This is a genomic window from Marinobacter caseinilyticus (genome assembly GCF_011074955.1).
Lineage (GTDB): Bacteria > Pseudomonadota > Gammaproteobacteria > Pseudomonadales > Oleiphilaceae > Marinobacter > Marinobacter caseinilyticus.
Window position 1 is genome coordinate 142,597 of record NZ_WUQJ01000012.1, and the last position, 23,578, is coordinate 166,174.

Consider the following 23,578-nt stretch of genomic DNA (forward strand, 5'->3'; position numbering starts at 1 on the left):
AAGCTGAAGCGTCGGCTACAGTTGCGGGCAGCGTTCTTCGGGGTTGGTTTGCAAGCTTGGTACTTCTCGCCAACTGGCGGTGAACGTCTGGAGCCGGGCGGTTTGTTATGAAACACGGCTCTGGCCAGCGGCAACATCAACCGCCGGCCAAGAAAGGTTTCGTAGCCGACGCTTCAGCTTCGGAGGGCCCGCCAGGGCCCCGAGGGCCATCCGGCCGGCCCAAGGCCGGCTTTGAAGGAAGCATTGGGGCAGGGACAAGGGGCTGTCCTGCGGGGTTACCCTTCTGGCGGGGTTTTACTTGATGACAGAAATGCTTCGGCGGCCGTAGACAAATCCAGGAGCGTTGGCGCATGCAGTTCATCACCCACACGTTTGCGATATTGACGATCGTAATACGACAAATTATTAAACCGAATCATGCTTCGAATCTCTTCGACATAATCGACCCCGCGCTCTGAGTAGCCGATGAGGCCTTGCGCGAGTGTATGGCCGGTGGCCCTGCCCCCTTTCTCACGCACTTGTTCCCTGGTATTACGCAGAGGCTGGTAAGTCCGATGGCGATTCAGGTTTTGAATGTACGAGTAAATCGATTGATAGGGTGAGTCGAAACTGGCTACTTCATGACTTGCGCCATCAACGCGCCCGCGAGGAACCAGCCCGCAGCCCTTGGAAAAGCACCATTGACCGAACAGATTGTTACCGCTCCGCGCGAACCTTGACGTTCCCCAGGCCGATTCGTTCGCAGCCTGAGCGAGGACCAGGGACGGTGGGATGACATCCAGTCTGCGCGCCAGCATGTCGAACATCTCCTCGCTGCCCATCGGGGCTTCAACTTTGAGGCGCTCGGACTGCTGACCCAGCCAATCCCGGTCCTGTTTACTGAGTGGTGTCTTGTCCGCCAGCGTCAGCAAATGTTTCCGCTGGATCAGCACCCGGGCATTGGCCAGGACGATGCGCGGGTAAAGGTAGGAAAAAAAGGCCGCCTTCCTTTCCGTGGTGTCGGTGTAGCGGGAGAAGTCAGGCAGCGGTTTACGAGCCCAGTCCGGAAGGGGCGGAAGAGAGATCAGCTCGATATCGTCGGAATCGGTGCCATCGACCGAGGTCGGGAAATACGTTGTTCCCCAAACCGCTGCTGCCAGCAGCGGCAGTGTAAACAATAGCAGCCGGATACCCTTAGCCATAAAGCCCCTCATCGACAAAAACGTGGCTTTAAGTGTAACAGGTTATCCGGTGTTGTCCGCCCGGACCGACGATGGCCCGTCAGGGTAACCGGGTTGCCATAACCAGTCCGAGCGTTTTCTCGGCGGCGGCTACGTTGCTCACCCGTAAAAACATCTGGTCAAGATCGTCTGTGACAAAGCCTTCAAACCTGAGATCGCCACTGACGAAGGCGACCTGGCCCTGGCCAGTCGCGGTGTACGCCATCGATAGTGAATTCCCGGAAAGTGCAACCGGTGCCTGGACGTTCTCGTTGGGGACGTCGTGGAGGACGCTGAGGCCACTCAGGATCAAGTCGGCGCTACTAGTGCTGGTGATCGTCAGGGTGGCGTCCTGATAGTGTGACAAGCGGTTAGAGTCAAACGCCATGGCGGTGGTCACTCCCTGCACTCGGTAGGTGCCCGAATCCGGCGTCGTAGCGGTTTGCCGGGCTGCAATCAGAACGCCGTCGCCCGTAGTGCCGTTGTCCAGATTGAAGGCCAGCAAAGAACCGTCCGGTGTGCTTGCACCAACACCAAGATCCGGCATGCCGCCGGTTGCGGGTGGGCTAACCAAGTCCAGGTTCAGTCGCCCGATGTTTTTATCCCCACTGTTGAGCTGAGCGGTGCGATGGCTGAGGTTGCGCAGGCCGCTTCGGTCGATGACACCGTTAAGGACGGTGCCATCTTCGTTCCGGCGGACGACCAGGATATCCGCGAGTGCCTGGGTGACGGTTCGTCCTTCGCTGGTGGGACCGTTCACGGACCAGTCACCGATTCCGGCCTCAAACCGAATGGGCACACCGTTGGTGCCCAACAGTGCCGAAAAGCTGACAACGTTGTAGTCGCCCCCGTCGAGCTGGCCGAGGTCGAAGCCGTCACTGCGGGCAAGGTTGAGCTCCAGCGCGGCGACGTAATGATTTTCCAGGATGCCATTGCGCTTTAACTGGCCGTTTTGCCTGAGCAGCTCAATCGCTTTGCCGGCGCTGAAATAACCACCCAAAACCCGGTCCGGGCTCTCAGGGTTCAAACCCACGTAGGCATCCAGATAGTAGGGGTTTCGAGCCCAGCCAATCGTGAGGGCGCTGTCTTGCCCGGTGATACTTTGATAGAGCGAGCGACCTGCCAGCAATCGGAGGCCATCTTTGAGCGTGGCGGCACCCGGGGACGTCGACTGAGTGTTTAAGTCCCAATAACCGGATGTGCGTTCGTAAAAGTCATTGGTGCTGGTTTGAGCCACAGTAGTGCGCTCATAGGGTACATCGCTGGCAAGGGAGGTGACGTTGATATTAAAGACATCGAATGAGGTAAGTGTCAGCCCAGGGTAGATGTAAGCCGTGCCGTTCGAGTCCACGAGCAGTTTTTCCGTTGCGATCCGGACACCCCACTGACCGGGTGTCCGGGTATCGGAGACCAAATAACTCTGGCCAAGCTCCATGCCCAGAAAAATTGAATTGTAATCGACTGACTGGGCGGTAATTTTGCCGGACGACTGATTGTCCACCAACGCATAGGTGGCCATCGATTCGACATAATGGGTAAAGTCAGCTTGCTGGCCGAGGAAATCGACCGCCCCGGATACGCCCACATTGGAGGGTATGTCGATTTCGAAGTCCTGGACCTGGTCTGCCAGTGACGACCACACATACTTATTCAGGCACAGATCCTCTTCCGTGCTATTGACGCAGTCCATAACCTGAGTGAACTCGCCAGCCGTGTAGTTGCCAAGGGTCTCGCGAACCAGATATTCCGAGAACGGATTCACCTTGATGTCCCGGTCAGAGTCGCTGGCCAGTGCTCTCAGGTTGTCACCCCCCACCGACGCCTCAATGATAATGTCAGGTCCGATCGGCAGCCCGTCGATAAACTCAATAACCACTCGGCCTTCGTCCTCGATCCGCTGTCGTGTGCTGACGGAAGAGAGCTCCTGAAGATTGCTGTTGGTTCGATACGCCCTTACCCGGTCCGGCTTGACGATGCGGAGGTTTCTTCGGGTCTCCTCACCCCCGGGTGCCAGATTGGCCGGCACTTCGACGGTAATCAGAACTTCGTCTGGCGCCAGTCGGGACGCATTGCTGGAGTCCGGCGTAGTGTTATCGGAGAAATCATCAAGGGCATTTTTGGCGAGCGGAAAACTGTTGGGCTGGTTCCGAATACTGTCAATCGCATCACTGCCGCCGCAACCTGTCAGTAGGAAAGCCAGAAAGATAAACGCAGTTGCGCAGTTGGGGGGGAGTCGCATCCTTGGGCCACCGGTGTTGGACATTCGGCTGGAGTGTAGCAGGCGGGCGGACGCAGAAAAGTGAGATGGGGCACGGTTTGCAGTGAACACCTGCCCAGCGATAATGTTTCTCGCCGGGCAGGGTATTGGCTTTGAGCTCAGAGGCTCAGAAGAATATTTTCATACCGGCCAACAGGCCTTCGTCGAGATCGGCATCGCCGTTAAAGCCGTCCAGATCAGTATTCAGGTAGCGATAGCCCGCGAACAGCTCGGCATTACGAATCACACGGTAGCCGACACGAAGTTCAAGGCTGGTGAGGTCATCGGAGTCGCCGAACGCCAGAATACTGGGTGCATAGTGCAGGGAACCGTGAATCGACAGACCGGGAACGTTGGGAATGTTGATGGTGCCATAGCCACCAAGACCCATTGCGCCGCCATCAAGGTTGTCGTCATCCCACGCCAATGCGCGAACACCAATGCCGGCCGTAGTCGGCAAGTTGCCTAAGGCCGTCCGACCCTGGGCGTGAAAGTCTACATTGCCGATATGACGGCTGCCCTGGTGGTAGGTGTAACCGGTGCCAAGTTGAATGTCCGAGTTCACATTAAAGAAATTGACCTGACCTTTCACTGAGTCATCGGTCAGGCTGAGGTCGAAGTCACTGGCCAGCACGGGGGCCGCTGCGAGGGACAATAATAATGCCGGAATTCCGGAGTACTTCATGGAATGATCCTTATTCATTGAATGTAGGGGATGTCAGTAATGAGCCACATGGTAACGGTCGCGCCGGAGCCGCTCAACTTACATCGGTGTTAGACGCGGTTAATGGCTGGTGGTATCGCCACCCTGATCCAGGTCGTTCGGATCAACGTCCTCGGCCGGCACGCGGTAATCTTCATTGGCCCAAGCGCCAAGATCGATCAGTTTGCAGCGCTCTGAACAGAATGGGCGGTACGGGTTGCTCTCAAGCCACTCGACCGGGGTTTTGCAGGTTGGGCAATCGACAATCATGGGGCTGATCTAGGTCCTTTGCGTTTAAGTTGAACGGGGGGTTTAACGGTTATTTTTGCAGTATTGCTCGAGAACTGCACGCAACATTTCCATGTTCACCGGTTTGGCCACGAACGAATCCATGCCGGCGCGGCGGCATTTTTCTTCGTCTTTTTCCATGGCACTGGCGGTCAGAGCCACCACCGGAATGGCCGGCAGCCCTTCTGCGGCCTCGCGCTGGCGCAAGCGTCGCGTGGCCTCGAACCCATCCACTTTGGGCATCACGCAATCCATGAAAATCAAGTCGAAGCGGTGCCACTGCCACAAACTGGCGGCTGCTTCGCCATCATTGGCGGTCATTACATCGCAACCGAGCTTTTCGAGCAGGCGACGGGTGAGCGTGCGGTTGACCGGGTTATCTTCCACCAGCAGCACTCGCATGCGGCTGCATGGCATGGCCTGTTGGGGGCGATGGGCGGGATCCGGTTGTAGTGAAAAACGCGTCAGAAAGGAACGCTCGTTTTCAGCCGCGTCAGCAAACAGATGGTGGAGGATCGGGGTCAAGCAGGACTCACGCAAAGACTTGCTCAGAAACGCGTCCGCACCCGCCTGCCGAAAATGCTCGGCGTCACCGCGTTGAGGGTTTGATGACAGGATCAGAACCCGGGTTTCCTGCCAGCCGCTGTTTTCCCTGATTTGCTGACAAAGCAAATCGCTGTCCATATCCGGCACGAACCCGTCAAGGATCACGACATCGTAGCGTTGGCCATTATCGGACGCCTGCCTCAGCATGGTCAGGGCTTCGGCCGCTGACTTGACGGCGTCAATGTCGACATTGAATCGGGACAGCATCTCGAGTGTAATTTTCCGGGACAGCTCGTAAGAATCCACCACCAGGATGCGTTTGCCGAGAATCATTCGGGTGTCCGGTCTCACCCGGGCGGTTCCCTCCGGTGCCATTTCGAGACTGACTTCCATCCAGAAGGTTGAGCCTTCGCCGGGCCGGCTTTCAACATCCAACTTGCCGTGCATCAGGGCAACCAGCTGACGACATATGGTCAGTCCCAGGCCGGCACCCGGCAACTGACGCTGAACCCGTTGTCCAAATTGTAAATAGGGCTCATAAACGAGCGGTAAATCGTCCGGACTGATGCCGACGCCGGTGTCTTCGACTGAAATTCTGAGCCGGATGTTGCTGTTTTCACGGCCCATCACTTCAATGCTGATCAGCACATGACCCGAGTCGGTGAACTTGATCGCATTGGCCGTGAGATTGAGCAGTATCTGGCGGAGTCGAACCGGGTCACCTTTCAGGGTAAACGGCAGGTTCTCATCGACGCGTAATTCCAGGGCCAGGCCTTTCGTGCGGGCCCGGCTCCCCAGCATATTCACCAGGTCGTTAAGCGTCTCACGCAGATCGAACGGGATCGTATCAAGGACCAGTTTGCCTGCCTCCATACTGGAGATATCAAGCAGATCGTTAATAATGGCCGAGAGGTTTTCGGCAGAATGTTGAAGTGTCTGAACGTAGTCTCTTTGTTCCTGATCCAGTTGAGTGTCGCCCAGCAAACTGGCGTAGCCGAGTACCGACTGCAACGGCGTGCGCAATTCGTGGCTGACGTTGGCCAGGAAAAGATTCTTGGCGTGGTTGGCGCGTACCGCCTCATCACGTTCGCCCTGCGACTGCAGGCTTGATTGCCGCAAGGTACGAGCTTCTTCCAGAAGCTGCAGGCGCATGGTGTTCAGTGCCTGTTCGATTTCGCTGAGTTCATCGGGCCTTTTCTGATTTTTGCGCCGGAGTTTCAGCGGCTCGATAAGCGCGTCCAGGTTGAGCCTGGTGGCGTAGTCCGCGATGGACTCCAGGTGCCGGGACAGCATATACCGCACAATCATCAGAAGCCCCAGGGTGCCAAGCATAACCACCAGGGATTGAAACAGCAGGGTGAGCAATGCCCGGTCCCATAAGTCATCGTGAACCTGCTCAATGGAGGAAGCCAGGGTCAACCGTCCCAAAGTTTCCGGGGGCCGGCCTTGAGCGCGGTCAATCACCAGTGGGTATTCAAGGTTGATCACGCGGCCGGCAGGGTAGTCTCCGGCCGTGAATTCTTCGCCATTGGCGGTGGTAATGCGGGCAAATTGAATAGCGGGGAAGACGAGCATGTCGTTCAGACTGTTGGCGAGCTCACTGTAATTCATCAGCCAGATTTGATTGATGAGACTGCTGGAGAGCAGTTCAGCCGCCTTTTGTTGGGTATCTTCCAACTCCGTCTTGCGGCGCTCAAATTCTCCAAGCATCTGCAGGCTTGTTGCCATTAAAGACAGCAACAAACTGAACAGCAGCACATAGGCAAGCAAGCGAGCGGCTAACGGGCGGACTCCCAGCTTTTTTACGACGGTTGGCAACTGCAAGGCACGCTTTCCCTGTGTTATAAAAAATTCCAGCTTGCCGAAACGCGGATGCATAGGGAAGCGCTGATCAATTCCCTAGGTTGGCGCTCAGTACTGAATAATGATTCATATTTCGCCAGTTTAAAAGACCGCTGAGTCGATCTTTAACCGCTTTCCCGCTTGCCACCCTAGCGGACAACAAGAGCGGCGAAAAGCGTTTAACCCACCGTTAACACCTCGACACCGGTGGGCACAAACTGGAAGCGCACATTAAGATCGTATAAGTGTGCGCCGTAAATACGCGACTCCTCGCGCCCCCGGCGAAACGATGGCCGAGGGTCATAGCTTACGACGTCTTCAATCAGGTTGCGAAGGTCTGGGTAATCCTCTGGGTTCAGGGCGGCGATCTGGGTGTCTGCCTCCGCTGAAAACAGCACGGTTAACTGGTCGCTCGGTGGCGCGTCCGCCCAGCCAATACTGGCCTCAGGCAAGGCATCAGAAAAGGGCAGGTAGGGCTTGATGTCGAGAATCGGGGTGCCCTCAATCAGGTCGTGATCACGAATTCGAAGCACGAGCTGTTTCCCGATACGCCGCAGACCATGATTGCTGACCACGGAAAGGCCAAGGCTGTTTGGGCGAAATGGCGACCGGCTGGCAAACACGCCCATTTTACGATTACCGCCGAGCCGGGGCGGGCGCACGACTGGCCGCCATTCTTCCCGAATCGCCTCATGGAATTGAAACGTCAGCCAGAGATGGCTGCAGGAATCGATACCGCGAAAGGCGTCCTCCCGGTCAAACGGTGGCTGAATGATCAGGTCGGCCCAAGCGTGGCGTGTCAGGCCGGGCTGTCTAGGAACCCCAAATTTATCTTTGAAGCAGGACCGGGTGATGGCGATGGGCGTCAGTGTGAGCGCCTCACCGGACGGCTTAGATGGGTGGCGGCTCATAGGTTCAGGTTACCGGAAAAGTACAATTCAATTCTTAGAATCAACGACACCCGATCTTTAAAGTGGTAACTCCTGGGAAATTCAACGGTCGGAATAACCTCACCGTAAAGCCAGTCGTCGTAAAGCCGGTAGCGGTAGGTCACATCGGCGAACACGTCGGTGGTGCGCCAGCCGGGCTTGCTCTCGCCCAACACCCCGAGGCGGGGGTTGAGTTCGGCCCGGTTATTGAGCTGTTTATAGAGCCCGAATACCTGCGATAACTGGAATTTCCGGTCGCTGTGTACCCAGGCGGCTTCCGAGGCGCTGAGAAAATGCCAGTCGTCAAACACCGTCCGGTCAAAACCGAGCCAGGTTCGCTCACCCCAGCCGTCAACGTGAAAGTAATAAATTCGTTGATCGATGGTAAAGCGCCAGTTTTCATCGAGGCTCCAGACCCCGCGCGTCCGGGCACGCCAAAACGCATCCGGTGGAAACCTCAGACGGGCACCTATATCGTTGCTCAGGTTAATGTGATCGCTCAATTCAGACAGATAACGAAGAGCGCCCGTGGCGTCGGTTTCGGTTCGTTGATCTTCCGTTAACTGCCGGTCTCGCCGCCGCTCGCTGAGAGGGATCAGTTCGTCACTTTCGCTTTCGATGACGAGCCGCAGTTTTTCCTCAACGGTAGGAATATCGAGCTTGAAGCGAGCCTCTGGTTCAAACTGCGCTACGTCACCGTATTCCGACTCAGTCGCAAGGCCTATCCGCAAATAGCTTTCGTTATTGGGCGCGGCCCTGGGGTTGCCGGACAACGTCCGGTCGGCCCATTCGCCGAGACTGCGGACGCGATCCGACTGAAGGTCGTGTTGCCCGAGCACCCAGTTGGAAAAATGAGTCCAGTAAGAGTCATCGCGGACCAGCCAGTACTCATCCGGGCTAAAGGTATAAAAACCGGGTGGCAGGGATTCCACCGTCAGCAAGTGAGAAACGCTGCGATCTTCGGGCTGGGTGTCGGCAACGGCATCCAGTGATGCCAGCAGCAGTATCGGTAACAGAAAGACCACACCCGTCAGTCTGAAGCACATCATGTTTGGCGGCGATTACATTGGGTCAAAAGCTCGGTTCGCAATTGACTCGCCTGCTCCTCAAGGCGCGGCCGCGGCGTCGCGAACCCGAATACACCGGTGACATGGAGTGCCAGCTTGCCGGCGGATTTCAGGCTGTCGCCTTTTTCACGTGGGATAATGTGGACATGAACGTGGGGTACTTTCTGATTGGCTGTTTTGCCGTCATTCAACAGAATATGGCTGCCATCGAGCCCCCACCCCAGACGCCGCTGAGCCGACAGGATCGATTCCGCAACGGCAAACAGGCGTTGGGTTGCGCCCGTTTCCAGCTCGGTAACCTGCCTGGCATGATGTTTCGGAATCACCAGCACGTGGCCCCTGCCAAGCGGGTGTATGTCCATGAACGCGAGGCACTCGGAGTCTTCGTAAACGATGGAGGCGGGCAGCTCGCCGCCCGCAATCTGGCAGAATATGCACGCCATGACGTGTCCCTGTTAAGAAAAGTCTGAAACGTAACGCTGATGCAGAGCGGCCACCTGTTGGCGCACCTGATCCCTGGGCGCCTGGTTATCAATCACATCATCCGCACGTTGCAGGCGTTGCTCCCTTGGCATCTGTGCCGCAATGATGCGTTCAACCTGATCCGGCGAGTTGTTGTCTCGGGCCGCGGTACGCTCAATCTGGCGTTCAACCGGCACATCCACCACCACCACTCGGTCGACCAGTGCGTGCTGGTCGGTTTCCAGCAACAGCGGTGAGACCAGTAAAACGTAGGGTTCGGCGTAATGCTCCGGTTGTAGCTGCCGCGCCAGCTCCTCGCGAATGATAGGGTGCAGCAATGTCTCCAGCCACACGCGCTCCGAAGGGGCATTGAACACAATGGTTCTCAATGCGGCGCGGTCCAGACGACCATCATCCGTCAGAATCTGCGGACCAAAATGCCCGGCTATGTCGCCTAGCGCCACCGTACCGGGCTCCACGACTTCCCGCGCCACAGTGTCGGCATCGACGAAGTGAATGCCCAGGTCGCGGAACATCTCTGCAACCGTGGACTTGCCACTGCCAATGCCGCCTGTGAGGCCAACAACCTTGGGGCTTGAGCCGGTCATGTCAGCCTCCGGCCACACCTAGATAGTTGTACCAGGCTACCTGAATTTCAGCACCAAACCACAGCGAAAGCAATCCCGCAGCGGCCAGGTAAGGGCCGAATGGAATGGGCACTTCGCGGCCCTGACGCTTGAACACAATCAGGCTGATACCAACCACCGCGCCCACCACAGACGACAAAAGAATCACGGCGGGCAGCAACTGCCAACCCAGCCAGGCACCCAGCGCCGCCAACAGTTTGAAATCACCGTGGCCCATGCCTTCCTTGCCGGTGACCAGTTTAAACAGCAAATACACCGACCACAGGGACAGATAACCCGCAATCGCGCCCCAAAAAGCGCTGTTGAAGTCTGTCAGGACGCCGAATGAGTTGAGAATCAGCCCCAGCCATAACAGGGGCAGGGTAATACTGTCTGGCAGCAACTGGGTGTCAAAGTCGATCACCGTCAGCGTAATCAACGCCCACACCAACAGCAGCGACCAAAGTCCGGCCAGCGTTGGCCCCATCAGGTAAAGGGTGAACACTGAAAAGATCGCCGTCACGGCTTCAATGACAGGGTAACGCGCGGAAATCGACGTGCTGCAAGACGAACATTTCCCTCGCAGCAGCAGGTAGCTGATAACCGGGATGTTCTCCCAGGGTTTAATCTCATGCCCGCACGACGGACAGGAAGAGTTGGGCGTTGAAAGGGTCATCCGCTCAGCGGTTTTGCGCTGCTGTTCGGGAAGCTCCAGAAACTCCTCACACTGACAACGCCAATCCTGCTCCATCATTTTGGGAAGGCGAAGGATGACGACATTCAGGAAACTGCCGATGCAGAGGGTTAACAGTGTGGCGGCCGGGTAAAAGAACCACGGAGTGTCCAACAGGAAAAGATAGTCTGACATGAGAACAACCGGTAGGAGTAAATATTAGGCGGGCGCACTAATGCCCGCCTATTGAGCAAATGACAATTTAACCAACAACCTGGCCCATCTGGAAGATCGGCAGGTACATGGCAATGATCAGGCCACCGACCAGCACGCCCAGCACAGACATAATCATTGGTTCCATCAACGCAGTCAGGTTGTCCACCATGTCGTCGACGACATTCTCATAATGTTCCGCTACTTTTGAAAGCATCTCATCCAAGTTGCCAGATTCCTCACCAATGGCCGTAAGCTGAACAGCCATGGCAGGGAAAACATCAGCTTGCCTCATTGCAGCCTGAAGCTGGGTACCACTGGATACCTCATCCTTAATTTTCATCAACGCATCACGATACAGTGCATTGCCAGTCGCGCCGGCAACAGAATCAAGTGCATCGACCAAAGGTACGCCAGCAGCGAAAGTGGTTGAAAGTACGCGGCCAAACTTTGCAATCGCCGATTTGTCTATTATTTCCCCAACGATGGGGAGTTTGAGCACGAGCCTGTCCATCATGTCTGAAAATTTCTGTGACCGCCGGTTGGCTTCCTTGAAAAGATAGATCGTACCAATGATGCCAAGGAGTATCACAAACCACCAAGCCTGCATCCACTCAGATAATCGAACAACAAATTGCGTAAATACCGGTAGTTCGGCACCAAATCCCTGGAACAGCATTTCAAACTGAGGCACAACTTTTACCAGGAGAATAGCCGTCACAATCAACGCAACCACAACAACGGCGATCGGGTATGTCATCGCTTTTTTAACTTTCTTTTTCAGCAGTTCCGATTTCTCAAGGTAATGTGCGATTCGGTCAAGCATCTGCTCCAGTGCGCCGGCCTTCTCGCCCGATTCAACGAGATTGCAATAGAGGTCGTCAAAGTATTTTGGATGCCGCTTGAGAGAACCCGCAAAACTGGTGCCTGCCGAAACGTCATTTCGGATGGCGGAAACCAACTCTTGCAGTCCTCTGTTTTCCAGTCCGTCAGCGACGATATCGAAGCTTTGAACCAATGGCACACCGGCCTTCATCATGGTTGCGAGTTGGCGGGTAAACATGGCGATATCAAACGGTGTTATTTTTTTGCTGCCGCCAAACAAAGGTTTTGGCTTTTTCTTTACCTTGACCGCGAGAATGCCCTGCTTGCGAAGTTGCGCTTTCACCAGGGCCAGGTTAGTACCTGAGATCTCGCCCTTGGTTTTGTTGCCCTTGCGATCTTTGCCTTCCCAGACAAACGGGGAAAGTGTTTGAGTTTTTTCAGCCATACTTAATCCTTCGTTACACGGTTGGCTTCTTCCAGGCTGGTCACGCCCTGCATTACTTTTTCAAGGGCGGATTGCCGGAGATTTCTGAAGCCCTCCGCCTGAGCCTGCTTAGCTATTTTAATGGAGCTGGCTTCTTCCATAATCATGCTTGCCAACTGCTCGGTAATCTTGACCACTTCGTAAATGCCGACGCGACCTTTATATCCCATATTGCATTTATCACAGCCTTTGGGGTGGTACAACGTGAACCCTGTTTCAATTTGTGCCTCTGTGAAGCCTTCCTCTAAAAGAACGTCCTTTGGAACGTCGCCGGCCTGTTTGCAGCCGTTGCATAGCCTACGTCCCAGACGTTGAGCAATAATCAGGCTGACGGATGTAGCAATATTGAACGACGGGACACCCATGTTCATCATTCGGGTGAGTGTTTCGGCCGCGCTGTTCGTGTGCAAGGTGGACAAAACCAGGTGACCGGTTTGGGCCGCCTTGATGGCAATGTTGGCTGTTTCAAGGTCGCGTATCTCACCGACCATGATGATGTCCGGATCCTGGCGAAGAAACGCCCGCAATGCTTCTGCAAAGCCCAGGCCGACCCGGTTGTTGACGTTCACCTGATTGACGCCTTCCAGGTTGATTTCAGCGGGGTCCTCCGCCGTCGAAATATTGCGCTCCGGCGTGTTCAGGATATTCAAGCCAGTATACAGCGAGACGGTTTTGCCTGAGCCTGTGGGTCCTGTGACCAAAATCATTCCCTGAGGTTGGTCCAGAGCATCCATGAACAGTTTTTTCTGTACTTCCTCATACCCGAGCGCATCAATGCCCAGCTTGGCCTGGCTGGGATCAAGTATCCGCAGCACGATTTTCTCACCCCAGAGGGTGGGCAGTGTGTTAACCCGAAAATCGATGGCCTTGGTCTTGGATAGCTTCATCTTGATGCGGCCATCCTGAGGGACTCGTCTTTCCGATATATCCAGTTGAGCCATAATCTTGATCCGCGCCGCAATCTTGGGCGCGAGTTTAATCGATGGTCTGGACATTTCTTTCAGGATGCCATCCGTGCGGTAGCGGACGCGGTAGGTCTTTTCATAGGGCTCAAAGTGCACGTCGGATGCACCGCCGCGTATGGCATCGAGAAGCATTTTATTGACGTATTTTACGATGGGTGCATCGTCGACATCCGATGTGGATACCGCGCCCGGCTCGTCATCGGTGTCTCCCGATTCTGTCTCAACGCCGTCGAGCTCGTCGTCGTCCAGGTTGCCCATAGTCGTTTCTTGAGACTCGAGATACTTGTCAATTGCTTCTCTCAGTCTCGCGTCGTCGACCAAAATCGCGTCAGTACTCAGCCCTGTGTTGAACTTGATCTCATCAAGGGCCTGGATATTGGTGGGGTCCGAAACGGCAATGAACAGTCGATTGCCCCGTTTGAATAAAGGCAGGGCGTTGTGCTTGCGAATCAGTTTTTCATCAACGATCTTTTCCGGCATCATTTCCGGCATAAAAACACTGAGATCCAGCACTGATACGCCAAACTCCATGGCGGCCGAAAACGCCATACCCCGACTATCCGCAAGATTGTTCTGAGCAAGGTAGGTAATCAACGGAATTTTGTTGTTGGATGCCTGGATAAAAGCATCTTTAGCCGTTGCTTCTTCGAGCAGGCTGTCATCCACAAAGCGACGTGCGAGTCCGGTCAGAGTTACATTGCTTTTGTTTGTAGACATAAAGGAAAGCCGAGAAATAAAAGGTAAGTGACTGAAACGTGAGTTGCTCAGAGTTTAGATGGCTAACGTGGGATTGAAAAGCTGAAATGCACTGAGCTGCCTGACTTTTCAAATGAGCAGCGGCGGCGATCGTATAAAGTGACCTAAATTGTCACTCTTGGGCGCAGTGAGTCATAGGATGTTGAGCCTTCGGGTGATTATATACGATGAAAACAGACGTATCTTTATGATTGTAAACAGTAATCGTAATTGTGGCTTAAACTGTGCTCATTAACGATCAGGCTCATCCGGTTCGGGGCTCAGCTCCACCGACTCCCGGGCCGAAAAAGAGAACGACCAACATTTGAGGTTTGCTAAATGAAAAATATCAAGATCAACCACGCACAGAAAGGCTTTACGCTGATTGAATTGATGATCGTTGTTGCGATCATTGGTATCTTGGCCGCGATCGCGATTCCACAGTACCAGGACTACATTGCCCGTACCCAGGTCAACCGCGCCTACGCTGAAGCTTCTTCATACCGCACAGCTGTTGAAGAGAACCTGATGCGTGGTACGAACGCTCCTGCGGCTGCCGACCTCGGTTATGTTCAATCTAACCTGACCGCGACTCCTACCACGTTCGGTCCTTTCCCAGCTGGCGTTGGCGCGATCGTTGTTACTATGGATGGCGAAGTTTCAACTGCCATCAGCGGCAACACTCTGACCATGACGCGTGATGCAGCCGGTAACTGGACCTGTAATACAACTGTAGTGGCCAAGTACCAGCCAGCCGGTTGCCCATAAAGTCTGCTTGATGTGTCATGAGTAGGTCGAAACTAAATTGATCTAGAATGACATGCAGTAAGTGTTAAAGCCCGGTGGTTTCGACCCCGGGCTTTTTCGTTGTGTTGTTTTAAGCAAGTCTTATATCCAGCTCAGTGTCGGGAAAGTGTGGCGCCTTAAGGTGCTTGCGTGCATAGCGAGGACACGGTCATGCACTTCCCCCAGTTTATTGGCCACTGCTAACCAGTTCTCTCCATTGAGCAGGATTGAGCACGCAGAAGTTTGCGAGTCCCTTCTTGAGTTCGTATTACCAGTTGCAGCTTGGGTGCAGGCATTTCAGGGGCGTGCTGGTCTGGGTGCCCGTATCACACGCGTACTCTTTAGCCTAAAGGTTGGTTGGTTGGTTGGTTGATTGACAGCAGGGGCTGATTGGCCTTCACCGGCGTTTGATCTCCGTGGCCATTCACAAACTCAACGCCTTTTACCTGCGCATTGTCCAAAGTGGCCGACGGTCGGAACCCAGCAATATGCTGTTATCAATCCGCTCGTACTCACGGGAAATGCGCTTGTTTTTTAGTGGTGTGTGCAGAATATTTCTCTGGCCTTGATCGCTAAAGGGCAGTTCAATAGCATCGCTGGTGTCGGGGTGCCCCATTCCCATACGATGATTGAACCGCTAAACGCAGTATCAGGGTGCGCTAATGGCAGAGTCGAAACTCGGCGTGATGCCGCCACAGGCTCCAGCGTCATTCGGTACGTGCATCCGAAATTGAGCAGGCGGATTTGTGGCAGTCCCGAAGGCGCCTGGGTCGCCAGGCTTCATTGAAACGGCGCTCTGAGCCTGTGCTTTGAGAATGTTATCGTGAATAGGTCAAATCATAACGGATTGACCTGAAACAGGAAACGAACCACATGCACGACAGATCCCTCCTTGCGGAGGTTATCAAAGTGGCGGATGAAGCCAGTGAGAAGGTCCTTTACGTTTATCAGTCAGACTTCAAGGTTCACTATAAGGACGACCACTCTCCGATCACCGAAGCCGACATGGCCTCACACCACATCATTGTGGATGGCTTGCAGCAGTTGACCCCCGATATCCCCATCCTGTCAGAAGAATCCGTCAATGCACCCTGGAGTGAGCGCCGCCATTGGCAACGCTTCTGGCTGATAGATCCCATCGACGGGACAAAAGAGTTCACCAGTCGCACCGACGAATTCACCGTGAATATTGCCCTGATCGAACATGGTGAGCCGGTGTTGGGCGTGGTTACGGCGCCCGCTCTGGGGGAGGCATACTGGGGGGCAGTCGGTGAGGGCGCCTGGAAGCGTGACAAAGCGGGTCATGTTCGGGCCTTAAGGGTGGTGGTACCTTCTGCCGAGCAGCGGGTGCTGGCAAGCAAGAATCACATGAACGAAGAAACCCAATCGTTCATAGAGGCATTGGGCCCACACCGGCTGGTGCAGGCGGGCAGCTCCCTGAAATTCTGTAGGATTGCGGAAGGCGAAGCGGATATCTACCCCCGCCTGGGGCCGACCTGTGAGTGGGACACGGGCGCGGCCCACGCGGTGTTGTCGGCAGCAGGAGGCAAGGTTCAAACCCTAGATGGCAGCCCGCTAAGATACGGTAAAGAGGACGTGTTGAACCCGCACTTCGTTGCATCAGGAAAGTAGTACGGATGCAGCGCACGACCCAAAACTTCCAAGCCGGTCAGAAACGCTTCGGTTTTAGGGTGCCACCCTATAACGAATAGCCCACATACCGCGTACATTTCCTTGTGCAAGCTATAGTTAGAATAACGGCCTACGTATAGTGAGCGAATGTCGGCTCGCATATTAGAAATTCGATCGACGCACATACGATGTTTAGGGATGGGCAATTTGAATGATCAGCGCGATTCATCGCAAGACGACGAGATAAGTCTGGTAGACCTTGCGCGAGTCCTGGTTCGGCGAAGAGTCTGGATTTTCGCGACATTCTCGGTTTGTGTGCTGATGGCTCTTGCTTACGCCCTGCTTCAGGAGCGGCAGTACAACTTCACCACGAGTATTTTGATTGGCGAGTTCGGCCTTGATAAAACCATTGCGGAAGCTCGCAGTACCAAAAATGTTTTGGAAAGGCGCATCGCGCCGCTCGTGGAACGATCATTTGTTGACGAGCGTAAAATCGAGAACATGCCGTTTGCAACATCTGTGATTGCTGATGAAGGTAATAACTTCGTCACCCTTCAGTCAAAGGCATCAAAAGAGCAGCAGCCGCTTGTGGTTGTGCTCCATTCGGAAATGGCGTCTGCGTTAACCAGGGATCATAACGAAAAATTGTCATTGCTGGAGCGAGAGAGTGATATTCGACTTGGCAATCTTTCCGCCGCCCTGGCAACAGAAAAACAACAAATGGCGCGATTCCAGAAGTTGTTATCGGCATCAACGCAAGTAATCAGGGATGTCGGTGTCAGTGATGTGGGCATCAAGGGCGATGTGACCGCCCGAGCTGATTCGACGGCAAATGGAATGGAGGCAACACTCAGCAGTTCCAGCCGCTCGCTGACGTTTCTGCTCAGTCAGATGCAGCTTACGGAGCAACTGAGCAAGCGCCAGACTCGTATAACCGAATTGCAGGGTGAACTTGAATCTGAGGAACTGAAGCGTTCCTGGATCAAGCAGACCCGAGCGCCCAATATTGCAACGGCCTCCGTTTCGCCGACGGGTACCGGTAAGACGCTCATCGTTGTGCTGGGCACTCTGTTGGGCGGTATGCTCAGTTTATTTGCGGCGTTTTTCGTGGAGTTTGTGCATCGGGTGAAGGGCGAACAACTCGGGTAATCCTGAGTAGTAGGGTCGTTTGTTGCGTTGGCCGCGACGCACGGAGTAATAGTGCAGCCCAATCGAGCGCTGCGGTCTAGGGTTTGAGAGTGGATACCGCCACCGTCACCTGGTGTGTTTGCTGCATAAAGTGAATCAGCACAATAGCGCGTTCCTCACCATCATAAGCCCGAAACACCGCCTCCAGACCGCGGAATGGCCCTTCTTGCAGTTGGATTCTATCCCCCGCCTTAATACCGCCTTGCGCAGCGACAGTCTCAAGACTTTGACGAATGTGATCAACAACCGCATCGTCAATGTGGGCGGGCTGGTTGCCAAAGCTCACCACCCGAGAGACACCCCGGGTCGAGCGCAGTTTTGCCCAAAGCGGATCGGCCTGTTCCATATGGATAAAGAGGTAGCCTGGGAACAGCGGTTCCAGTTTGGTTGCGCGTTTGCCTGCCAGAATTTTCTCCACCGTGATCTTGGGGTAGAAACACTGGATGTCCTGGTTTTGTAGGTTCGCGACGGCCCGGTCACCCTGGCCGGCTTTCAGTTGCACTGCGTACCAAGTCATCTGAATGCTCCCTGTGTGGCTGTATCCGTATCGGTCGTCATCGCGATGTTTAAAAAATTCTTGTCTGACAAGGGCGAGTGATTATGTATTTGTGGGTGTCCGTTTGGGAATCAGCAGACTAACAGTCCATACTAAAATTTCCATGGGAAATTGACCTAATAAATCGGTCGTAGAAAGTCCTTCATGGCTTTAACAAAATTTGACTAAAACCTGCGTTAAACTGGGGCCTTGGTTAGTGTTCATACTTGAATGGCAATGCCAGTAGCGTAAACTTGCGGCTTCCCATCACCCTCATTCTCAAACTGACATGGATTCAGTCGCGAACGTTATTTGTGTAGTTGTCGTTCCCGCCTGGTAGCAAACTGAATTATGACCTCAAAACACTGGACCCTGGTCGGTGGGGCGGTAGCGTGCCTGATAACGTTATTTCCATTCATCACCGTGCAAGCCGCGCCCTGGCTCTCCCCCGGCGACCTTCGCGCCCGTCATGCGGTTCAAAAGCTTGCGGATCGTGGCCACCTGAACCGCGCCGTCACAACCTGGCCCATGATGTGGGGCAGCGTGGACTCCGGGCTGGACCGGCGTGGCGCCGCCTCTGACGTGTCCTCCGTAGCGCCTGCGCTCGCCTACCTTCGATTCGAACGGGAAGCTCAGGCTAGCCCGGGAATTCGAGCCGAATTTCGCTTGGCAGGGACCACCGATCCCGTTTTTCTTCGCGGTTTTGCGGCATCCCCCCGTGAGCAGGGCATGGTGAGTGGCAGCCTGGAGTGGCAGGGCGATGCCTGGGCTGCAAGCGTGCAGCCGACCTATTCCGTCAACCCAGAGGATGATGAAGACATTCGCCTGGACGGGTCTTACCTCGCCGGTACGGCAGCCAACTGGGTATTCGCTGTCGGTGCCATCGACCGTTGGTGGGGCCCGGGCTGGCAGTCCAGTTTAATTCTGTCCAATAACGCCCGACCGGTGCCAGCGGTATGGCTCAATCGCAAACACGCCGGTGCCCCGGAGACCTCTTGGCTTCAGTGGCTTGGACCCTGGCAGCTAACCGTTTATGGTGGCAAGCTTGAGCGCGAGCGCGCCGTGGCGGATGCCAAGCTGATCGGTATCCGGCTGACGTTTCGCCCCATCGAAGGCCTGGACATTGGCCTGTCGAGAAGTCTGATGATCGGTGGCAAAGGCCGGCCTGAAAACGTTTCAACACTCTGGAATGCATTGATTGGCCGCGACAATGGCCAGGCTGGGCAACAGGACGATCCGGGCAACCAGTTGGGCAGCATTGACGTCCGGTATGGATTTCCGATTGGCGAGCAAAGCATGAGCCTGTATGGCCAGATGATGGGTGAAGATGAGGCTGGAGCCTTCCCGGCTCGCAAATCCTGGCTGTTCGGTGCAGACATGACCAGTCAGCTCTTCAGCAGCGACCAACAATGGTTTGTGGAATACACCAACACACTGGCCGATGACTTCCTGGGCGACGCCATGCCGAACATCACTTACGACCATTCCATCTACCGCTCGGGTTACCGGCACTATGGCCGAAACATGGCTGCAAGCATCGATGGGGACGCCGAGGCCTTTACCGTAGGCGCCTACAACTTCTTCGGTGATGGCCGCAACCTGGGTGCTTCGCTCAGCTATGCGAACCTTAACATCGACGGGGGGACACGTGTGGTCGTCACGGACGACAACCTTTTTTACGCTGTCCTCAAAAGCAACCAGAAAGTGGCCATCGCCAACATCCGCTATGGCCAACCGCTTTTTGCCGGCTGGCTGGACTTAAGCGCCCAGTTAGCCGACAAGAAGCTCGAGCTGATCGGTGGTGAAAAAGATCAGTGGTCGATGGGTGCCCAATGGCGATACCGATTCTGATGGTCGTCGTATAGACCACAACCTTATGTGTTACGCAGACAATATTTCAAACTGACAACCCGGATACCGATCGTGACCCTGAAACGCTTTTATTGGCCGGTTCTGCTGGCCTGTTGTACACCGTTGGCAACCACCGCCCAGTCCATCAGCCCGTCCCAGATTGAGCAATTCCAGTCACTGCCTCAGGCGCAGCAGGAAGCGTTGGCCCGACAATACGGCGTGGACCTGGACAGCTTGACCTCAAGGGCGGGGCAGCAGCGTGCAATGGAAGAGCCCAGCGAGCCCACGGTCAGGCCTGTTGATGCGAATAGCAAAAGCGAAAAGCGAACCAGTTCCGATGCTGAAATCGCCGAGGCTGAAGAGGACGCCGCAGCCAAGAACAATGGCCTGAAGCCTTTTGGTTACGACCTGTTTGCCGGCCGGCCGACCACGTTTGCGCCGGTGACTGAAATACCGGTACCGACGGATTACATTCTGGGGCCGGGGGATGTTTTGCAGGTGCAACTCTGGGGCAAGGAAAACCAGCAACTGGAATTGCCCGTATCGCGGGACGGCACCATTAATTTCCCCCAGTCTGGTCCGCAATCCGTGGCGGGCCTGAGTTTCGATGAAGCGCGAAAACAACTCCAGAAGCTGGTGTCTGAAACCTATATTGGCGTACAGGCCAGCATCGGCCTGGGTGAGCTGCGCAGCATGCGGGTGTTTGTGCTGGGGGATGCACGGTCACCCGGCAGCTACACCGTCAGTTCGCTGTCGACGATTACCAATGCGCTGTTTGTGTCCGGGGGTGTCAAACCCAGTGGTTCACTGCGCCGCATTCAGCATAAGCGGGACGGCAAGCTGGTAGGGGAGCTGGACCTGTATGAATTGTTGCTGAACGGCGACACCTCGGGCGACGCTCGTTTGCAACCCGGCGACGTGATCTTTATTCCGTCTGTGGGCGCTCGCGTGGGCATTGAGGGTGAAATATATCGCCCGGCGTTATACGAGCTGAAAAGCCCGATCAATCTGCAGAGTCTGATCAGTCTGGCGGGCGGCTTTACGCCTCAGGCCTACCCACAGTTAACCCGCATTGAGCGGGTGAACAAAGAGTTTCTGCGCACCATTGCAGAAGCCGACCTGACCACTCGCAATGGAAAGCAAGCCACGGTTCAGCCCGGTGACCGCGTGAATGTCGCATCGATCTCAGATATCACCGGCCAGTACATTGAGATTAAAGGTGCTGCCACACGCCCGGGACGTTATGCCTGGGTACCGGGTATGCGTGTCAGCTCGGTCATCCCCTCACTCAATACCGATTTACTCCACACGGCAGACAAACAGTACGCCGCCATCGTGCGAACGAATCCGGATACTGATAACGTCTCGGTGATTAACCTACGCCTGCGCAATGCCCTGGAAAATCCAGGTAGCCCGAGCGATACCGTTCTTGAGGAGCGGGACGAACTTTTGATTTTTTCCGATGCGGGCAAAGTGAGAGGGCAGTCGCGCTCTTCCGGGCAGGGTGAAAATCAGAACAGTTCACGAGTGAGTGTCCGTAGGCAGGACCCGCAAACTTCGACCGGCCAAGACAATTCTGAATCCATCGAATTTACTCGGGAGAAACTGTTTGCGCCGGTACTGCGTCGGCTGAAAGCCCAGGCAGAGCCCGGGTCGCCAGAGCAGACCGTTCGCGTTTCCGGCCCCGTCAGGTATCCGGGAGAATACCCCTTGCCCGCCAGTCGCAAAGTACGGGACGCTATTTTTGTAGCCGGTGGCTTAACGGACTCCGCCTCACTGTTAACCGCCGAGTTGGCCCGTTACCAGATTAACGACGATGGCGTGGGGGAAACCCGGATTCTTCAGTTGGACCTGACGCAAGTTCTGGAAGGAGTGGAGCAAGTCACCCTGAGAAGTCGCGACCGCCTGCTGATAAAAAGCATTCCGGACTTTGCTAAAACCCGCACGGTTAAACTCAGTGGTGAAGTCCGATACCCGGGCGAGTACACCTTCCGGGGTGGTGAAACCCTCTCCGAAGTGATCGTAAGAGCCGGCGGCCTCACCCGTAATGCTTTTCCGCAAGGCGCTGTATTCACCCGAGAGAAACTCCGCCAGTTAGAGGCGCAACGTCTCAGAGAAGCGGAAGAGCGACTGCAGGGTGATCTGTTGGGAGTGAGATTAGAAGGCGGCAGTTTCGGAGGGCAGAAGGCAGCGCAAGTGCAAGAGGTAGAGGGCCTGCTGGAAGATGTCCAGAGCAGCCGACCGGTGGGCCGCATGGTTATCGACTTGTCGGCAGCCCTGAATGATGAGAGCTACCAGCCCATAATGCTACAAAATGGCGACGCACTGACAGTGCCCATGATCCCTCAGTCCGTCAGTGTCTTCGGCGAAGTTCAGTTCCCCACCAGCCACCTTCACTCCAAGGGCCTGACAGTGGATGAATACCTGGACCGCAGCGGTGGCCCCACCCGCCAGGCGGATGAAAGCAGGGTTTACGTGGTGAAGGCAAACGGTTCAGTGATGTTACCCGAGCAAAGCAAATGGTTCGGTGGCCGCAGCCAGCAACTGGCGCCCGGTGACACCATTATTGTTCCGATCGACGTCGATCGGTTGAACCAATTGGAGCTCTGGAGCAACGTGAGCCAGATTGTGTACCAGATGGCGCTGGGTGCCGCAGCGGTAGGAAATCTCTGATGACCAAATACGAACGCATTTCGCCTAGTACCCACGCGCAACACGACGCTGACGATGAAATCGATCTGCGGGAATTGTTCGCGATCCTTTGGGCAGGCAAATGGCTGATCATCGCCGTCACCTCACTATTCGCGATGGGCGGCATTGCCTATGCGCTGTCCAAGCCTGATATCTACCAGGCCAGCGTGCTTCTGGCCCCTGCCAATGAAGAGGGTGGGATGAGGGGGCTCAGCGGCCAGTTAGGTGGACTCGCCAGCCTGGCGGGGATTAACTTGGGAGGCAGTGGTTCCAACCAGACGGTAATCGCTAAAGAAGTTCTGTTGTCCCGCGCCTTTCTGGCCGATTTTATTCATCGCCGAAAACTCACGGTTCCAATGATGGGCGTTGAAGGCTGGAACGAGCAAGCCCTGTCCTGGAACTACAACCGCGACGCCTATAACCCGGAAACGGGTGAATGGTTGCAGGACGAAAAAGGGAAAAGCTTACAGCCAACCGACTGGGATCTGGTGAAAGCCTTCAAAGAAAACCACCTGAGTATCAGTGAAAATAAAGAAAGTGGAATGATCACATTACGTGTGAAAAGCCTCTCTCCTCCGGCTGCTAAACAATGGGCTCAGTGGCTGGTAGAAGACATTAACGAACACATGCGCCGGGAAGATGTCGCCGAGGCTACCGCCCGAATTGAATACCTGGAACAGAAGTTAGGCGATACCAAAATTGCCGGAATGCAGCAAGTGTTCTACCAGCTAATTGAAAGTGAAACGCGTACGGTGATGTTGGCGAATGCACAGCAGGACTATGTGTTTAAGATCATCGATCCGGCGGTGGTGCCTCAGGAAAAAAGTGAACCGAAGCGGTCGCTTATCGTCGTATTGGCTAGCATAATGGGCAGCTTTCTAGGTGTACTAGTCGTAGTCATTCGTGTACTTATTCTTAAACGTGATGCTAATTAAGGGTCTCAGTTGCGGTGAATCGTATAATTTCATATACCAAATGATGATTTCATCCTTTTATATAGTACACGCATGCTGAAAACAGATTCGTTATCCTAACCATCAACTGCTAGTCAGAAATCAATACTTTGTAGTAGATCGACCAG

General features: G+C 55.0%; 19 protein-coding genes. 6 read left to right on the forward strand and 13 right to left on the reverse strand.

Translation table 11 applies throughout. The annotated features are described in order from the left end of the window. Positions 1-275: 275 nt before the first annotated feature. From GRX64_RS05275 to pilB, 12 genes are all read right to left on the reverse strand, one after another. Positions 276-1,181 carry a glucosaminidase domain-containing protein gene (locus GRX64_RS05275; RefSeq protein ID WP_166264370.1) on the reverse strand — a complete coding sequence of 302 codons (906 nt, stop codon included), beginning with the start codon at positions 1,179-1,181 and terminating at the stop codon, positions 276-278. Between the two features lie 79 nt (positions 1,182-1,260). After that, on the reverse strand, positions 1,261-3,438 hold the full coding sequence (locus tag GRX64_RS05280; RefSeq protein ID WP_166264372.1) for a hypothetical protein: 2,178 nt from the start codon (positions 3,436-3,438) through the stop codon (positions 1,261-1,263). A 145-nt stretch (positions 3,439-3,583) separates the two neighbouring features. Next, complete coding sequence (locus GRX64_RS05285; RefSeq protein WP_166264374.1) at positions 3,584-4,141, reverse strand: YfaZ family outer membrane protein; 558 nt, start codon at positions 4,139-4,141, stop codon at positions 3,584-3,586. A gap of 99 nt (positions 4,142-4,240) precedes the next feature. Next, positions 4,241-4,429, reverse strand: a complete 189-nt coding sequence (gene yacG / locus GRX64_RS05290) for a DNA gyrase inhibitor YacG (protein ID WP_166264376.1) — start codon at positions 4,427-4,429, stop codon at positions 4,241-4,243. 42 nt (positions 4,430-4,471) lie between these two features. Then, positions 4,472-6,871, reverse strand: coding sequence for a response regulator (locus GRX64_RS05295; protein ID WP_166264378.1), 2,400 nt, complete (start codon positions 6,869-6,871; stop codon positions 4,472-4,474). A gap of 143 nt (positions 6,872-7,014) precedes the next feature. Continuing rightward, positions 7,015-7,746, reverse strand: coding sequence for a tRNA (N6-threonylcarbamoyladenosine(37)-N6)-methyltransferase TrmO (tsaA, locus tag GRX64_RS05300; protein WP_166264380.1), 732 nt, complete (start codon positions 7,744-7,746; stop codon positions 7,015-7,017). Beyond that, complete coding sequence (locus GRX64_RS05305; RefSeq protein WP_235937521.1) at positions 7,743-8,813, reverse strand: hypothetical protein; 1,071 nt, start codon at positions 8,811-8,813, stop codon at positions 7,743-7,745. Before GRX64_RS05305 ends, tsaA begins: the two co-directional genes overlap by 4 nt. Continuing rightward, complete coding sequence (locus GRX64_RS05310; protein WP_166264382.1) at positions 8,810-9,274, reverse strand: HIT family protein; 465 nt, start codon at positions 9,272-9,274, stop codon at positions 8,810-8,812. Before GRX64_RS05310 ends, GRX64_RS05305 begins: the two co-directional genes overlap by 4 nt. Positions 9,275-9,286: 12 nt before the next feature. Continuing rightward, entirely contained in the window at positions 9,287-9,901 is a 615-nt protein-coding gene (gene coaE / locus GRX64_RS05315) for a dephospho-CoA kinase (protein ID WP_166264384.1), read from the reverse strand. A gap of 1 nt (position 9,902) precedes the next feature. Then, positions 9,903-10,787, reverse strand: coding sequence for a prepilin peptidase (locus GRX64_RS05320; RefSeq protein WP_166264386.1), 885 nt, complete (start codon positions 10,785-10,787; stop codon positions 9,903-9,905). Positions 10,788-10,854: 67 nt separating this feature from the next. Continuing rightward, complete coding sequence (locus GRX64_RS05325) at positions 10,855-12,075, reverse strand: type II secretion system F family protein (RefSeq protein WP_166264388.1); 1,221 nt, start codon at positions 12,073-12,075, stop codon at positions 10,855-10,857. Between the two features lie 2 nt (positions 12,076-12,077). Next, positions 12,078-13,796, reverse strand: coding sequence for a type IV-A pilus assembly ATPase PilB (gene pilB, locus GRX64_RS05330; protein ID WP_166264390.1), 1,719 nt, complete (start codon positions 13,794-13,796; stop codon positions 12,078-12,080). Between the two features lie 357 nt (positions 13,797-14,153). Between pilB and GRX64_RS05335 the strand changes: the two genes are divergently transcribed. The 3 genes from GRX64_RS05335 to GRX64_RS05345 all read left to right on the forward strand — a co-directional run bounded on the left by GRX64_RS05335 (position 14,154) and on the right by GRX64_RS05345 (position 17,381). Next, positions 14,154-14,582: a pilin gene (locus GRX64_RS05335; protein ID WP_207308735.1), complete on the forward strand. Its 429-nt coding sequence runs from the start codon at positions 14,154-14,156 to the stop codon at positions 14,580-14,582. Positions 14,583-15,473: 891 nt separating this feature from the next. Then, the gene (cysQ, locus tag GRX64_RS05340) at positions 15,474-16,232 is read left to right on the forward strand and encodes a 3'(2'),5'-bisphosphate nucleotidase CysQ (protein ID WP_166264392.1); all 759 of its coding nucleotides are present in this window, start codon (positions 15,474-15,476) and stop codon (positions 16,230-16,232) included. Positions 16,233-16,379: 147 nt separating this feature from the next. Continuing rightward, a complete protein-coding gene (locus GRX64_RS05345) occupies positions 16,380-17,381 on the forward strand; it encodes a Wzz/FepE/Etk N-terminal domain-containing protein (RefSeq protein WP_166264394.1) in 1,002 nt (333 codons plus the stop codon). A gap of 76 nt (positions 17,382-17,457) precedes the next feature. Here the strand turns inward: GRX64_RS05345 and rfaH are convergent, their stop codons facing one another. Further along, positions 17,458-17,937, reverse strand: coding sequence for a transcription/translation regulatory transformer protein RfaH (rfaH, locus tag GRX64_RS05350; protein ID WP_166264396.1), 480 nt, complete (start codon positions 17,935-17,937; stop codon positions 17,458-17,460). Between the two features lie 369 nt (positions 17,938-18,306). On the opposite strand from rfaH, the gene GRX64_RS05355 reads away from it, so the two are divergent. The 3 genes from GRX64_RS05355 (at position 18,307) to GRX64_RS05365 (ending at position 23,432) form a co-directional block, all read left to right on the forward strand. Further along, complete coding sequence (locus GRX64_RS05355; protein WP_166264398.1) at positions 18,307-19,806, forward strand: capsule assembly Wzi family protein; 1,500 nt, start codon at positions 18,307-18,309, stop codon at positions 19,804-19,806. A 72-nt stretch (positions 19,807-19,878) separates the two neighbouring features. Continuing rightward, entirely contained in the window at positions 19,879-22,479 is a 2,601-nt protein-coding gene (locus GRX64_RS05360; RefSeq protein ID WP_235937522.1) for an SLBB domain-containing protein, read from the forward strand. Further along, positions 22,479-23,432 (forward strand): Wzz/FepE/Etk N-terminal domain-containing protein, encoded by a 954-nt coding sequence (locus GRX64_RS05365; protein WP_166264400.1) that lies wholly within the window; start codon positions 22,479-22,481, stop codon positions 23,430-23,432. The genes GRX64_RS05360 and GRX64_RS05365 overlap by 1 nt, the downstream gene beginning before the upstream one ends. Positions 23,433-23,578 lie beyond the last annotated feature (146 nt).